General features: G+C 37.7%; 12 protein-coding genes. 6 read left to right on the plus strand and 6 right to left on the minus strand.

Features of this window, described 5'->3' with window-relative positions; genetic code table 11:
- Nucleotides 1-79: 79 nt before the first annotated feature.
- On the minus strand, nucleotides 80-1,267 hold the full coding sequence (locus tag R2R71_RS00245) for a DUF1624 domain-containing protein (RefSeq protein WP_316829227.1): 1,188 nt from the start codon (nucleotides 1,265-1,267) through the stop codon (nucleotides 80-82).
- Between the two features lie 350 nt (nucleotides 1,268-1,617).
- Here R2R71_RS00245 and R2R71_RS00250 point away from each other — a divergent pair, with 350 nt between their 5' ends.
- The 3 genes from R2R71_RS00250 to R2R71_RS00260 all read left to right on the plus strand — a co-directional run bounded on the left by R2R71_RS00250 (nucleotide 1,618) and on the right by R2R71_RS00260 (nucleotide 4,421).
- Nucleotides 1,618-2,160 carry a Pvc16 family protein gene (locus tag R2R71_RS00250; RefSeq protein WP_316829228.1) on the plus strand — a complete coding sequence of 181 codons (543 nt, stop codon included), beginning with the start codon at nucleotides 1,618-1,620 and terminating at the stop codon, nucleotides 2,158-2,160.
- A 45-nt stretch (nucleotides 2,161-2,205) separates the two neighbouring features.
- A complete protein-coding gene (locus tag R2R71_RS00255; protein ID WP_316829229.1) occupies nucleotides 2,206-3,705 on the plus strand; it encodes a phage tail sheath family protein in 1,500 nt (499 codons plus the stop codon).
- A gap of 203 nt (nucleotides 3,706-3,908) precedes the next feature.
- Nucleotides 3,909-4,421, plus strand: a complete 513-nt coding sequence (locus R2R71_RS00260; protein ID WP_316829230.1) for a contractile injection system tape measure protein — start codon at nucleotides 3,909-3,911, stop codon at nucleotides 4,419-4,421.
- An 81-nt stretch (nucleotides 4,422-4,502) separates the two neighbouring features.
- On the opposite strand, the gene R2R71_RS00265 is transcribed toward R2R71_RS00260, so the two are convergent.
- Nucleotides 4,503-5,489 (minus strand): SH3 domain-containing protein, encoded by a 987-nt coding sequence (locus R2R71_RS00265; protein ID WP_316829231.1) that lies wholly within the window; start codon nucleotides 5,487-5,489, stop codon nucleotides 4,503-4,505.
- Nucleotides 5,490-5,965: 476 nt separating this feature from the next.
- Between R2R71_RS00265 and R2R71_RS00270 the strand changes: the two genes are divergently transcribed.
- Both R2R71_RS00270 and R2R71_RS00275 read left to right on the plus strand, forming a co-directional pair.
- Entirely contained in the window at nucleotides 5,966-7,390 is a 1,425-nt protein-coding gene (locus R2R71_RS00270) for a glycoside hydrolase family 125 protein (protein WP_316829232.1), read from the plus strand.
- 186 nt (nucleotides 7,391-7,576) lie between these two features.
- Nucleotides 7,577-9,730, plus strand: a complete 2,154-nt coding sequence (locus tag R2R71_RS00275) for a GH92 family glycosyl hydrolase (protein WP_316829233.1) — start codon at nucleotides 7,577-7,579, stop codon at nucleotides 9,728-9,730.
- A gap of 78 nt (nucleotides 9,731-9,808) precedes the next feature.
- Here R2R71_RS00275 and R2R71_RS00280 read toward each other — a convergent pair whose 3' ends face one another.
- Nucleotides 9,809-10,939 carry a BamA/TamA family outer membrane protein gene (locus R2R71_RS00280; protein WP_316829234.1) on the minus strand — a complete coding sequence of 377 codons (1,131 nt, stop codon included), beginning with the start codon at nucleotides 10,937-10,939 and terminating at the stop codon, nucleotides 9,809-9,811.
- Nucleotides 10,940-11,153: 214 nt separating this feature from the next.
- Between R2R71_RS00280 and R2R71_RS00285 the strand changes: the two genes are divergently transcribed.
- Nucleotides 11,154-13,742 carry a phosphatidylglycerol lysyltransferase domain-containing protein gene (locus R2R71_RS00285; RefSeq protein WP_316829235.1) on the plus strand — a complete coding sequence of 863 codons (2,589 nt, stop codon included), beginning with the start codon at nucleotides 11,154-11,156 and terminating at the stop codon, nucleotides 13,740-13,742.
- Nucleotide 13,743: 1 nt separating this feature from the next.
- Here the strand turns inward: R2R71_RS00285 and R2R71_RS00290 are convergent, their stop codons facing one another.
- The 3 genes from R2R71_RS00290 to R2R71_RS00300 are packed head-to-tail and all read right to left on the minus strand — an operon-like array spanning nucleotide 13,744 to nucleotide 15,717.
- Nucleotides 13,744-14,421 carry an AcvB/VirJ family lysyl-phosphatidylglycerol hydrolase gene (locus R2R71_RS00290; protein ID WP_316829236.1) on the minus strand — a complete coding sequence of 226 codons (678 nt, stop codon included), beginning with the start codon at nucleotides 14,419-14,421 and terminating at the stop codon, nucleotides 13,744-13,746.
- Nucleotides 14,422-14,427: 6 nt separating this feature from the next.
- Complete coding sequence (locus R2R71_RS00295) at nucleotides 14,428-15,141, minus strand: AcvB/VirJ family lysyl-phosphatidylglycerol hydrolase (RefSeq protein ID WP_316829237.1); 714 nt, start codon at nucleotides 15,139-15,141, stop codon at nucleotides 14,428-14,430.
- 3 nt (nucleotides 15,142-15,144) lie between these two features.
- Complete coding sequence (locus R2R71_RS00300) at nucleotides 15,145-15,717, minus strand: outer membrane beta-barrel protein (RefSeq protein ID WP_316829238.1); 573 nt, start codon at nucleotides 15,715-15,717, stop codon at nucleotides 15,145-15,147.
- Between the last annotated feature and the right edge of the window lie 134 nt (nucleotides 15,718-15,851).

Genomic DNA, 15,851 nt, shown 5'->3' on the forward strand with positions numbered 1-15,851 from the left:
CGTCTTTCATCATGAAGCCATGGTTTAGTGAGCCAGGACAATTCCTAAAATGCAATCATGCCTTTCCTGTTATAAATATTTAAACATATCTCAGCCACCACATATCGTGTGTTGCTTTATACTTTTTAAACCATTTACAAGGATAATAAAGTGAAGCAACAACAAAAAACCAGATACAGTAAACAATCCACAAATCGTAACCAAATTTAACAGGGCGGAACAGAAACGGAACCTGAACAATTTCTTTTGTTGTGTTGCCTTCTAAAAAGAAAAGTATAACCAATATGCTGTGCAGCAGGTAGAAATGTAAAATGTAATAAAAGAATGGTACGCTTCCGTAAACTGATAACACTTTGCTCATTTTATTTCTTGTGTTTTCAGTCATGGCTAAGAAAAGCATAGCAACGCCTAACGTTAAACAGCTATACTCGAGGGAAGGCGGGTATTTGCTTACATTCAGGAAAGAAAGCAGGTTTTTAAAAACATCATGATATTCCTTTCTTGGTGCAGGATCGCCGTAAATCCCCAGTAAACGGAGCGCCACGAAAATAAGCAATGCCAATGCCCCGGAATTTACCAGGTTTCTATATCTTTTCGAAGGACTGTAATCCTTATTAAACCATTTTCCTGTAGCATAACCAACAAACATAATTCCCGTCCAGGGTAAAATTGAATAAAATACAGCAATAAAATGATTGTTTCCTACTGGTACAATTGTACCCAAAGCGGTAAAAAGTACTTTAACTAACAGATTCACCTTATCGTCTGCCGGTGCAGGAAATAAATTAAAAATATTATGCCCAAACACAAGTATTAAGCCAATTATAAGTACCAGTTGATATGAAATGCGGCTAAATAGCGCTAATAAAACCATGCTGCATCCAATGGCCCAGATAACCTGAAGAATAATAAAGTTATATGTCGGATTAAAGGTTAACCCAAATGTAATCACCACAACTTCTATCAAAATTAGCCATAAACCTCGTTTCAATAAAAACATACTGGCTCTTGCAGGTGTGCTGCGCTGTGCCGAAAGGTATGCTGATATACCGGAAAGGAAAACAAATGTTGGAGCACAGAAATGAGTTATCCAACGGGTAAAAAATAAAAGTCCTGTAGTCGTTTCCGGATTTAGCGGATCAGTGGTCATCGCATCAATATGAAAAAAATCTCGGGTATGGTCGAGCGCCATAATTATCATAACGAGTCCTCTCAGAATATCTATAGAGAGGATGCGCTTATTAAGAAGCGTTTGGTCAGAATTCATTATAAATTTTGGTTATAGGGATTTTAGTTTCTTTGTTGTGTAGGTTTAAGGTTACAAAATAGGCAGTTCTTGTTAATGTTTTCAGAGCGCTAAAAATAGAATCATTTTTTGAAATGTTAAATCCAGGTAAAGCAATTACTTAAGGAATGTTTTTGTAAATGTTAATAATTTGATTTTTAGTGATTTAAATAAAATTAAAAAAATGCTTCTATTATTGTGTAAACATAGATTTTCCTCATTTCCAATTAGTTGATAACTTTTTTTTATTTGTTAATAAGTCTGTTATAATAATCTATAGGTTTATGATAATTATTTGGATATCAGCAAACTTAGGCTAAGCCAAAACGATCATGATTAACACATCTCTCGATTTTATCACAAAAGAAATCAACGCTCATCTCAACCAAATAGCCGGTTCTGATCAGAGAGATTTCATTATCGCTACCAGTATTACTTCGGATGGTAAACTGGCAATCCCCAGAGGGAAGTTAGGTCTGAGCCTGATAAATATTGAAGAAGAAAAATTATTGAGAAACAAAAATGTCACTGCCCATAATGTCGCTGATAGCATTGAATACCTTAATCTACCACTGTATCTAAATTTATATGTATTAATTGCCGCCAATTTTAATACGGCAGAAAGTAACTCCAACAATGCTAATTACCTTGAAGGATTAAAGCGGCTATCAGACGTAATATCATTTTTTCAGCATAAAAATGTATTTACAAAGAGTAATTCACCATTATTATTCAAAACCGATCCAGGAATAGATCGTATTAGTGCGGTATTAGTTAACTTCAATTTCGAGCAAATGAGTCAATTCTGGAGCATCAGCGGGCATAGTTACTTGCCCGCAATAGTGTATAAGTTAGGTATTCAGGCTATTCAATAAAGCATTCAGTTATTTTCTTTTCGCACCGTTTAAATAAATATTGTTATGGCAAAAAGCTACAAATATCCAGGCGTTTATGTAGAAGAGGTGTCAAAATTACCAGCATCGGTTCAGCAAGTCGAAACGGCGATACCCGCTTTTATTGGCTATACAGAGAAACGGTTAAAAAATGGGATAGGCTTCGATGTAAATATACCACAAAGAATTAGTTCGCTGATTGAATTTGAAGCAATGTTCGGACTGGCTTACCCTGAAACTATTGAGGTTGATATAAACAGTACTGCCGACGGCAATAGCCCTGTGCAGATTAATTTATCCATTCCAAACGAATCATCTTATCTACTTTACTACCATGTTAAAATGTTCTACGAAAATGGTGGTGGGCCTTGTTATATCATTTCCGTGGGGTTATTTGCAAGCCCGCCTGAACCTTTAACGGTTAGCCTACCACTTTTAAAATCAGGATTAATAGCTTGCGAAAAACAAGATGAAATTACATTGCTGGTGATTCCTGAAGTAACTAAACTAACTATTGATGCAGATATTAAAGAAATTAACGATGAAATGTTGGCGCAATGCGCTAAACTTAAAGATCGTTTTGCAATTATAGATGTACCACAATCCGGACAAACTACAGTTATTCAGGTTGCAGATCATTTCAGAGATAAACTGATTGGTCCAAATAACCTGAAATACGGCGCAGCTTATTATCCGCAGTTGAAAACAACTATCGTTTATCGCCGGGTAAATAATACCAGTGCTACCGTAGATAATGACTTAATACCATTAAATGATCGCACCAACAGGAAAATAGGGGTAAAGCTAAACAGCGATAAAATTCAACCCGGTTTTAATCTAAAACAGAAAACCTCAATAACAGAATTAAATAGTACCAAACTTGCCGGAGCTTATGATTCAGTGTCTTTAAACAAACAAATTTTAAACGCATTGGATGCATTCTATATTCCACTCTATCCATCAGGAGCTATTGCTGGTGTTATGGCAAGGGTGGATGATTCAAGAGGCGTCTGGAAAGCACCGGCGAATGAAGTTATTAGAAGTGTTGAGAGACCATTGTTAGATATTACAAATAATGAACAGGATGATCTGAATGTGGATGCTACTTCAGGCAAAAGCATTAATGTGATACGGAATTTTCAGGGTAAAGGAACATTGATATGGGGTGCGAGAACCCTTGCCGGTAATGATAATGAATGGCGATATGTTCCTGTAAGAAGATTATGTATCATGGTCGAGGAATCATTAAAGAAGTCTACTGAATTTACGGTTTTTGAACCTAACGATGCAAATACCTGGATACGTGTTAAAGCGATGTGCGAAAACTTCCTTATCAAAATATGGCGTGATGGTGCGCTTGCGGGTGCAAAACCTGAAGAAGCATTTTTTGTAAATGTGGGACTGGGAGTAACGATGACATCGCTGGATATTCTTGAAGGACGCTTAATAATGGAAATCGGAATGGCTGTTGTAAGGCCAGCGGAATTTATTGTGCTAAGATTCTCTCATCTGGTAGCCACTCGTTAAAACATATCAAAAATCTTGGGATATATGTTTCGAATAAAACTGCAAATTAAAGAATGATTTATTGTGAAATTAATGAGCCTTACAACAAAATACTTAAATTATTATGCTTTTTAAGTATTAATTAATCAGTTATTTATGTAAATAATTTAAACTTATAGTTTACATTTAATAGTTAATAGATATACTGATCACAAAACCACAATATGCCAGCTGAAAATAATAAATCAATAGCAAATGCAGGCCTTGTTTTAATGTGGCCATATTTAAATTCGCTGTTTTTGAACCTGCAGTTGCTAAATGGCCATGATTTTAAAGACAGTTATGCCAGGCAAAAAGCAATTCTCTATTTACATTACCTAGTCTGGGATCAATTACCGGTAGATGAAGATGAGCTTATGCTTAATAAAATAATTTGTGGAATGGATACAACAAACTTAATCGATACAAGTTCCATAAGCTTTACTAAAACAGAGCTATCTGAAATTCTTAATATTAAGCTAGTTATGCTTAAATATTGGAACGTATTAAAAGGAACATCAGCAGAGGGCTTAACTGAATCTTTTTTAAAAAGAAAAGGAAGTCTTAATCAGGAAAAAACAAATTGGGAATTAAACGTAGCAAGTAGCGCTACAGATATTTTGCTGGCTCAGCTACCCTGGCAAATTGGTGTCATTAAATTACCGTGGAATAACTATTTCATCCACGTAAATTGGTAGCTTCTGAATCCGAAACTGCTTGTTTCTGATTCAGAAGCTAATAAAAGAAATGTAAATAATATAGATTATAAATTGGACTGGTTAAGTCATATCCAGGAACTCCTCTTTTACCCATTTGTTATCAGAACTGATCCGGCACCAGCCGTTATTTTCTTCGATAACAAATACCTCCTGGCCTTTGGCAAACGAGGCAACTTTTGGATAGGTTGTTCCTGGTCCGCTACGAACATTTAGGGTTGTAGCGTTAACAGCAGCTCTTTTAACTTCCTTTGTGTAAGCACCGTTAACCCACTGTTGCTGAGAGCCAGATATTTTTAACCAGCCATTTTTCTCTTCAAAAACCCGAAGTACTGCACCTAATGTTACCGGTTCGCGATCAGTAACCATTTTACTTTTAGCATTTGCATCTGTGCGGATATTCAAACTGTCGGTAGTAACGCAAACATATTTTTCTATGTTTGCAGGCTTAGGCATTGTGGTGCCGTTTAAGGCAGTACTTACCAGCGGTAAGAAATTATTTTCACAATCGGCTACCTTGTTGCCTCCAAAAAAGTTAGTTCCCGGGCAGCTTTTGTTATTACCGCTTCCATTATTTCTAACGCCTGTACTCAGATTAAACCAGTGATGATAGACAATTTTATTACTGTTTACCGCAATGTTAAACTTTTTGCAAAGTGCTGCAGTCATACGAACAATGGTTTGTTTATGCGCACTAGTCATTACATCTTTTCCTGTATCAAAATTGCCGACATTTTCGATGCAAATGGCATTTGCATTGAAACCTACAATACAGGCAGGTGTGTTTTCAAGGCTTCTGCCAGTAACAATGCTGCCGTCGGGGAAGGTACTGAAATGCTGCCCAATATCCATCCATCCATGGGTACTTACATGATAAGTTTTCATTCCCTGCTGAATTTCGAACTGGTTATTGGCTTTGCATTGAACATAACTTGGGCTCCAGGTATGATGTTCCTGAATGTAAAGAATGGTACGGGCAACTCTTAAATTTGAAATCCATGTTTCAAATTCATTGATGTCCATTTTGGTAAAACCGAATTTACTTGTCATAAGAGCTTTGTTTAAGGTAAAAACACTAAACGCAAGGAATTCTTCACTAAAAAACGGGACGATTTTATACGATAATAAATATATAGAAAAAAAGATTGTGAATATATAAGTTTTTTAAAATCAGTTTGTTGTGATTTTTTTAGTGACAAAGAACACATTACCGGTTGATACATTGCCATGATAGGTTTCACTGCTTTGTTCGGTATAATCAGTTTACTTCTGTAAAATCAGCGTAAAACCGTAGAAACTGAAGATTTATGTAATAAATTGAATACGGAATAGAAAAACGATTTAGGAGTGCTTTAAACAATCATTTTGATTTTGATCTTCAAAATATTTTAATAATATTTGTTTTTATTCTAGCCAGATAAATCTATAAACTGAAACAGGTTTACGATTCGTGTTGATTACCGCATTCGCAATCAATACTGTTTAGAAGGAACGATAAACGAAACCAGATAGCACAAATTATAATTATGAAGAGAAGAACTTTTATACAAAATACAAGCCTTTTAGGTGCCGGCCTTGTCGCATCAAAATTTTCTTTTGCCAGCGAATTAATGCCTGAATTTCCTGTGGTAAGGTTTGCAGAGGGTAAAAGACATTTTAAAAGCAAAGCGGTTGATGCAGCCATTAAAACTTTCCAGGCAAATGTTAAAAATCCTGAACTATGCTGGCTCTTCGAAAATTGTTTTCCGAATACTTTAGATACAACAGTGTATCACTCAGAAAAAAATGGTCGCCCGGATACATATGTAATTACAGGTGATATCGATGCAATGTGGCTACGTGACAGTTCTGCACAGGTTTGGCCTTACCTGCAGTTTGTAAATGAAGATGAGCCCTTAAAGAAACTTATTGCCGGCGTAATTATTCATCAAACACAATGCGTTTTGAAAGACCCTTATGCAAATGCTTTCTATGGCGATCCAAATAAAGTAGGTGAGTGGAAAACCGACAGGACAGCCATGCAGCCTGGTGTTCACGAACGTAAATGGGAAATCGATTCCTTATGTTATCCCATTCGTCTGGCTTACCACTACTGGAAAAAAACCGGTGATAAAATGCCTTTTGACGCGGACTGGAAAAAAGGAATTGAAGCTACATTGAAAACATTTAAAGATCAGCAACGCAAAAACACAAAAGGTACCTATCATTTTCAAAGGGAAACGACACAACCTACTGATAGTTTGCCGATGGCAGGATATGGTTTTCCGGTAAATCCTGTAGGTTTAATCTGCTCTGCTTTTCGTCCCAGTGATGATGCAACTATATTCCCTTTCCTGATTCCTTCAAATTTCTTTGCCGTTACCAGTTTAAAGCAAGCGGCTGAAATGATCAAATCATTACAGCCAGATTCGGCATTGGAAAGTAGCTTATTGAACCTGGCAGATGAAGTTTATGCTGCAATTCAAAAACATGCCATTGTTAACCATCCGAAATACGGTAAAATCTATGCATTTGAAGTGGATGGTTTTGGCAGTTCGTACCTGATGGACGATTCAAATGTGCCGAGTTTACTTGCATTGCCTTATTTAGGGGCTGTTAAGTTAGATGATCCGGTTTACCAGAACACCAGGAAGTTTGCCCTTTCATTAGATAACCCGTATTTCTTTAAAGGTACAGCCGCAGAAGGTATTGGTGGCCCTCATGCTGGTCAGGATATGATCTGGCCGATGAGTATTACCATGCGTGCTTTAACTTCAAAAGATGATAAAGAAATAAAATCCTGTATCGAAACCCTGCAGAAAACACATGCAGGTAAAGGTTTCATGCACGAGTCATTCAATAAAAACGACCCTTCAAAATTCACTCGGGCTTGGTTTGCCTGGTCGAATACCTTATTTGGTGAGTTGCTCTGGCGCACTTATCATGAAAAACCTGCTTTATTAAAAGTTTAATTGTTAGGCTCGTTCCTGTTAGCGGAACGGGTCTTTTTTATCTTTCGATAACAAGTAAATCTCCCGGATATCGAAATTCATATCTGTAATTAAATAAAACGATTTAGTGTAACGTTAATGCTATTTTTTATACCCGATGGTATAAATGTATATATTTGAGTTAACAACCAAATTACATCAACCTCAATGAGAACCGGAACTAAAAACATACTCAGTTTAGCACTGCTTTTTCTGCTTGCTTCATCAGGAGCGAAAAGCCAGTCGGGCAATAATAATACTAAATATGTAAATACATTTATTGGTACAGCACCTTTAACCGACCCTAAAATATTAGGGTATGAATTGCCTCAGGGCTGGCGCTCGTGGGCAGGTTTAACCTTTCCCGGAAGCAGCCTGCCTAATGCTATGGTCCAGCTGAGTCCAATGACCGAGTATGGTTCAGGAGCTGGCTACGAATATGAAGATGACGTTATTTTAGGTTTTACTCACACCAACAAAGGCCATTGGAATTTATGTAATATTCCGATTTTGCCGATGTCTCATCCCGGTGCAAAATTTGGTTCTAAGTTTTCGCATAAAAAAGAAAGCTCCGCACCAGGCTTTTATCAGGTTTATCTGGATGATTACAACGTTAATGTTAGTTTAACGTCTACTTTAAGGGCTGGCTATCATAAGTACGAATTTAAAGATAATACCGACCGGCAGATTCTTTTCGATATGGGAAAGGCAAATAGCCGTGTATCTACCTGGAACATCGAACAGGAGGGAAATAATGTTATCAAAGGCTTTCAGGGTGGAGAAAACGTTTATTTCTATGCTATTATCAATACCAAAATCGATAAGTTAAGCAAAACGGAAGAAGGAAAGCGTACAGGCTATGCGGTTGTTCAATTGGCTAACGGCAATAATGCACCTGTTGAGCTTAAAATAGGTTTATCATTTGTGAGCACCGAAAATGCAAAGGAAAACCTTTTGAAAGAAATCGGCAGCAAATCCTTCAACGATATCCGAAAAGAGGCTACTCAAAAATGGGAAACAATTCTATCTTCCATTCAGGTAAAAGGTGGAACGGAGAAGCAAAAGGTAATGTTGTACTCATGCCTTTACCGTTCTTTTTTATGGCCTGCTTTGCGAAGCGATGTTAATGGCGAATATACCGATGCCAGCAGGAAAGTAGTTAAATCTGATTTCAGGTATTATACAGAACCTTCTTTATGGGATACCTATCGCAATAAAGATGTGCTTTTAGGCTTAATTACACCCGATGTTACCCTTGATGTGATTAAATCGATGAAGGATGTTGGTGACAAAAAAGGCTTTATCCCAACTTTCTTCCATGGCGATCACGGTGCTTCTTCAATTGCAGGTGCTTATCTGCGGGGCATCGATAATTTTGATATCAAAGGAACTTATCAGATTTTATTAAAAAATGCCAATACACCGGGTGGTGCCCGTCCGCATGTTGAAGAATACATTCAGAAAGGTTTTATTTCTGAACCCGATATTCCTGATCCGAAGGTTGAAACTAAAGCCAGCGCCGGGGTTTCCAAAACGCTTGAGTATTCTTATGATGATTATTCTGTAGCGCAAATCGCTAAAAAACTTGGTGATACGGCCAATTACAGAATCTTAATGGCCCGTTCGAAAAACTATAAAAATATGTTCGATCCCTCAACACGCTTTATGAGGGGTAAACTTGCCGATGGTAGCTGGATTAAGCCTTTTAATCCTCAGTTTCCTTACTATGAGTATATGTACCGTGAAGCAAATGCCTGGCAGGTTTCCTTCTTTGCTCCGCACGATATGAAGGGTTTAATTGAACTGTATGGCGGGGCCAAAGGTTTTGAATCAAAGCTCGATTCCTTATTTACCGTACCATGGAACCCTAATTATATTGCCAGAAATGTTGAAACCATGATCGGTCAGTATTGTCATGGTAATCAACCCGACCATGAAGCACCTTTTTCATACCACTTCATCGGCAAACCCGAAAAATCGCAAAAGATTTTAGATAACATCCTGAATAATCTTTATGGTATTGGCGATGATGGCTTAGCTTTGTGTGGTATGGACGATGCGGGCGAGATGTCGTCTTGGTATGTGTTCAGTGCACTGGGCTTATATCCGTTTTCTGCTACTGATCCATCTTATATCGTTACTGTGCCTTTATTTGATGAGGTTAAATGGAGAACTAACAATGGGAAATACATCACCATTTCAAAGCCAGGAAAGGGCAGGGACATGACAGCCATCAAAGTGAACGGCAAAGATTTACAAGGTTATTTCGTTTCTCATGATTTATTTAAGAATGGCGGGAAAGTTGATATCCTTACAAAATAATATCATCTACTTATGAAAAAGTAAAAAGCCTTGCAGCAATGCGGGGCTTTTGCTTTTAAATCCAAAGCGAATTGACTGTTAAAATGCTTCAGCCAGGCTGACATAGAAGCCACTTTGTCGATCTTCATTTGCTTTTTTCTCGCCAATGCCATAATCTATCCTGACACTTAAACCTTTGGCCGGATCGTAAAAATACCTCAAACCAGCACCAAGATTAGGTTTAAAGTTATCAAAGGTGAAATCGCGACGTCCCCATACGGTTCCTGTACCGGCAAATAATACTGCCCCAAATCGGCTGTTATAACGGTAACGCAATTCGGATTGAAAAGCAAAGAGGTTTCTGTCGCGGTAACGACCTGTATAATAGCCACGCATTATTTCATCATTACCTAACTGTGGTAAGAGGTAAAAAGGCGTATGGTCGCTCTGAACGGTATTATAAATGCCCTGCGTTCCTAAAACAAAATGTTTGCTGATATATAAAAAATGGCGCAGGTTGAGTTTAATCTGGCTGCCCCTAAAATTATCGCTTCCAAAAAGCTCGGGTGCATATTGATAGCTTATCCTGCCAAAAAAGCCTTTTGTTGGATAATTGTTAGAATTTCTGTTGTCGTAGCTTTGAGAAAGCCCTGCAAATAATAAACGGCCACCTGATCTACCCAGAATGTTTGGGTCTCGGGTAAAAATCCCTTCACCAACTCTGTCAACAACTTTATAATTCTCAAATCCTAAAGAAACACCCGAATAAGTGTCTTTAAGTACTTGTTTTTCCAGGTCGAACTGAAGCTTTAGCTGTCTGATTTCGAGTTTATGTTCATCCGCCTGTGCAGTTCGCGGACCGATTCCATAGAAATTAAAGGGCATTTTCCTTAAGCGAAGTTCAGCCAGGCCATGATATTCGTTCCCTTTACTCCAGGCATCGCCATAAATACTGAAGTTGTAGGTTTTTTTTGTCGAGTAAGAACCTGTAAATGAAAAATTGGAACTTCTGTTTAAAGTATCCAGCCGATCTGCATAAAATGAATACAGTGCACCGGCACCAAACTGAAAACCAACTTCCTGTGTGTAACCAAATACCGGAACAGGCATAAAGCTCGATTTTCTGGTGGTATCCGCTTCGGTAGATAACATCTTTTTAATGAGCTTCAGTTGCGCATTTGAAGCCAGTGAAAGAAAGGTTAAAATAATGATCAGGGACAGACGATTCATGAGCGCAAATAAAAGAATTTTTTGCTAAATCGTAGCTGGGTTTCTCAGCGCTTGCCAAGATCTGTAAAAATTATCGTAGCACTTTTCAGAATACTCAAGTTTATTTTTCTATGTAGATTTATTCAAAATCTTTATAATTTAGTAGTCACATTTAACCAATTATTCCTAAAAACGATATGCATCGGCTAAAGCTTGGCATATCAACTTATTAAATATGCATAAAGCGAAATCCTTTTTATCCCGATTGGTTTACAATAAGTTTTTCTGGCAGTTTTTTCTTGCTGTGTTTATGTTGGGCATGGCTGTTTTCTTTATAAGGGCACAGCACCTTGAAGTACTTCAAATCAGAACACAACTGAGCACCGCTTTACCAACATATATTATTCTGGGAATAATTTTAACCATTGTGTACATCATAGCCCAAGGACAGATGTACGTACATAGTTTTAGGGCCTTAAATGTAAACCTTAACCTGATTGATTCTATAAAGCTATTCTTGAAACGAAATTTAATCAGCATATTTTTACCTGCCGGCGGTTTTTCATCGTTGATTTTCTTTACCACGGAAATTGAAGAGGAGGGGATTTCAAAATCAAAAATACACCTGGCATCTACATTGTTTGCCTTCTGTGGTATTTTGTCGGTAGTTATTGTAGCTATCCCGGTTCTTGGTATCGCAATATTATCGACGAAGCTCGGCAATGTAGAGTTGTTTAGTTTCTTGTTCCTGCTGCTTTTAACGGTTTTTTTAATTGTAGTGATTTACTCTATCTCCAAAAAGAGCTGGGCCTATCGTTATCTTTCGAAGATAAGACCGTCTTTAACTGCTGTTCTTGATGATATGGTGGATGAGCAAATCAGTCGCAAACAGTTCTGGCTTACCTTACTGGTTTCAGTAGGTATTGAGGTTATCGGGATTGCACACCTATACATTTGTATGCTTGCCTTAGGGTTTAATGCAAGTATACCTGCAGCGATTATCGGTTATATTGTAATGGTAATTTTGCTGATTGCCTCGCCGTTTTTACGTGGTTTAGGCACCATTGAAGTTTCTTTAACCTTTATTTTAGGGCAGTTTGGCTTTCCTTTGGTGGCAGCTGCAACCATCACATTATTGTTCAGGTTTTTCGAATTCTGGCTGCCATTAATCGGCGGTATCATCAGTTTTATTGTCCGGAAAGATAATATTATACTACGGCTTTTGCCGGCCTTTATTATCCTGGTGCTGGGCGTGGTTAACATTATTTCATCGATAAGTCCGGCCATCCCAACAAGGCTTAGACTGGTAAAGAATATTCTTCCCGAAGACCTAATTGTTACCAGTAACTCCTTGGTCCTTATCTTCGGCCTGGTGCTGGTTATGGTGAGCATTTTCCTGTTGCAGGGGTCGAAAAGAGCCTGGTACATTGCATTGGCTTTAACCTTATTTTCTATTTTAGGGCACCTGTTTAAGGCAGCTGATTACGAAGAAGCCTTACTGGCTTTTGTGGCCGGTTCATCGTTGTTTTACACCCGGGCAAATTACAAATTGAAACCACACCCAAAGTTTGTAAAGTTTGGTTATCAGGTTGTTATTTATGCAGCAATTGCCGTATTTACCTATGGGGTTTTAGGTTTTTATTTCATCGAGAAGCGGCATTTTGGTGTAGAATTTAAGTTTGTCGATGCCGTGATGGCCGTGCTGAAAGTTATTTTCTTTATTGATGATAATGCACTCCGTCCCTTAACAAAGTTTGGCGAACATTTCGAACAATCCATTTACGTAGCAAGTGGTTTAGTGATACTTTTTATTGTTTTCAGCTTACTCAAACCTTATTTTTCTAAGCCCTATAATAATGAGCAGGATTTTATCGACGCAGAAAACCTTGTAAAAGCAGATGGTGTTTCAGCACTCGATTACTTTAAAACTTATCCGGATAAGTTTATTTATTTTAATGCTGAAAGAACCGCATTTATCAGCTTTAAGATAACCCGGCACTTTGCTTTAGTACTTGAAGATCCGGTGGCAGCTACGGTAAATGATAAGCTCGAAATGATTAAAAAGTTTGAAGAGCGCTGTGAAGACAATGGTTTTATTGCAGCTTATTATCGTGTACCGGAAACATCGCTCGATTTCTACCGGTCTATCGGAAAGAAATCTATCCCGATAGGTGAGGAAGCAGTTCTCGACCTTACTAAATTTACAATTGACGGTGGCAAAATGAAAACTACCCGTAGTGCGATTAACCGTTTAACCGGAGAAGGCTACGCCTTTAAAGTTTATAAAGGACAGCAAAAGGAAGGCTTGTTACAGAAATTGCAAACCGTATCTGATAACTGGTTAAGAGATTTAGACCAGAAGGAAGTTGCCTTTACACAGGGGATTTTCGATAAAAGCATTTTAAAAAACCAGACAATCCTTACCATTGAAGATGAGGAAGAAAAAGTTTACGCTTTCTTAAACCTTGTACCCGATTATGCACCAGGTGAGGCAACATACGACCTCATCCGAAAGGAAACAGATGCACCAAATGGTGTTTTAGATATGTTGCTGGCTAAAACTTTCCTTTATTTAAAGGATGAAGGCTTTACAAGCGTGAACATGGGTCTTGCGCCACTGTCGGGTATTGATGGTGTGAACGTAACACAGAAAACTATAAAATATGCCTACGATAATTTAAAGGCCTTTGCCCAGTTTAAAGGTTTAAGAAAATATAAAGAGAAATTCTACCCGGAGTGGAATAAGAAATACCTGATTTACAGCCACAATTATCACCTTCTACAGGTGCCAAATGCGCTGAAAAGAATTTCGGAAGGCAGCTAGGTTATAAGCCTGATATTACGGTGCTCACAATTTTATCAAAGTCGTTATCAAATTTATGTGAGCCTGGTATCAGTGCTTTTTCTACATTTTTCTTTTCCTTCATCGATTTATAAAAATCGCTGTCTTCATCTTTGCCGAAGATGCAAAGCACCGGCGAATTAATTTTATTAAGTTCGGAAATGGTTTTGTATTTTCCTTCCTTACTGCCGAAACCGATCAGGTCGCTTACCTTTACAACCAGATCAGTAGATGTTGAAGGCGAAAGCAATACCGTTGTTTTTAGGCTATGCTGCTGTTCTTTAATCCGGGGAACGAAAAATAATGCGGCATCAGCGCCAAAAGAATAACCCAGAATTGAAAATTCTTCCTTGTTCCAGAGTTTTAAATAGTATTGAACCAGCTCGTTCATGTCTTGCGCAAATTTATCCGGACTCTTTTGTTCCCAGAAATATTTACGGGTATCGAGTGCTACTATAGCATAATTCTTTGCCGCTAAACCACTGATTAGTTTCTGCGAAAAACTGTTTAAACCTCCATCTCCGGTAAAATAGAAAATGATTCTTTTAGCAGCAGGTTTATTAAGGGTGCTTAATGGTAATTTTGAAATATCAGCAGCATTTTGTGCATAGGTAAAAATGGATAGGAACAGAAGTGTTAAGGTTGCCGACGATTTGAACATAGTATATTATTTAATTAGCGCTGCTATAATTTTATGGTAATCTTCTTCCTTGTAATGGTGATTACCTCCTAAACTATCAAGATGGAAATTCTTTTGCGTAATGGTTTTCAAAGGCTTATCATCCTCATCAGTTCCGTAAAAACAATATATAGGTATATTTAGTTTTGCAATCTCCTGATCTACTTTATACTGATAATTATCAGCAGAAGTATTGGTTAAGTCTGAAAAATGCACCATGAAGTCGGTGGTGGCAAAAGGTGAAAGCATTTCCAGCGCCCTTACGTGCCTTTTGGCCCGATAGGGTAAACGGCTGTAAATGAAAGGTATTACATCTGCGCCAAAGGAATAACCACAAAGATAAATCTGATTGGTTTTATATTTAAAGGCATACTTCCTGATGAGTAATAAAATATCGCCTGCTGTTTGTGCCGGCGTTTTTTGCTCCCAGAAATAGCTCCTTGCATTGATGCCAATGGTTTGAAAACCTTTTTCAGCAAACATAACAGATAGATCGTCTTCAAATTTAATCCAGCCACCATCGCCTGAAAGAAAAATTAACAGCTTCTTTGATGAGGCTTCTTTGGCAGGATAGAGGATTATCGGTAAATTAAATTCAGTCTTTTCGATGCCGTTATGTTCATGAACCCTGTTCCTTTTAAACAGTACGCAGCTGCTAAACAGGGTGAGGCAAATGGGGAAAAAAAGAATTAATTTCTTCATAGTTTAAAAGAAAGTAAAGCCAAGCATAAACGAAAGCCCATGCGGGTTGATATCCAGATCATTGGTGCTCATTTTATAGCCCTTAAAGCCAACACCCAAAAATGTATTTACTTTATTGCTGATTGCATATTTTGCGCCAAAACCGGTATATAAAAACAAACCTTCTTCATTCGTTCGTGAGGTAGCCAGAGGTGTTAATTCATCAGCGATATAGTATTTATTGAATGAAATACCTACCGATGTTTCGGCGTAAAACCTGATCAGTTTGTCGCTTTTGAAATTATATTTCACGTTTCCGTAAACTGGAAGGAATTTTACTTTATACAAAACGTAACCATTATCATGGTGTTCAGGAGTTGCCGCGTATTCTACACCCAGGCCGGTTTCAAAACCGTTAGAAAAATGATAGCTTCCTTTTAAAGAAGGGCCATAAAACGCATTTCCGTGTGTAGAACGGAGCAATTCAAAGGCCGGTGAAATTGAAAATGATTTTGCATGATCGCCCTTGTTTTGCGCTACCGAAACAAAAGGAAATAAAAGTAACGCTAATTTTAAGCAGTGTTTTAAAATATTCATTGAATAAGGTTGTTTTGTAAATTTATAAAAATACTTGAAATTATTATCCAGCCCGAAATACAATATAGCTTGCTCTATTAAGATTGTTGAATGGTTTGAAATTTAACCATGAAAAACATCATAATTGCTTATAA

Source organism: Pedobacter aquatilis, from assembly GCF_032678405.1.
In the GTDB taxonomy this organism is placed as follows: Bacteria; Bacteroidota; Bacteroidia; order Sphingobacteriales; family Sphingobacteriaceae; genus Pedobacter; species Pedobacter aquatilis_A.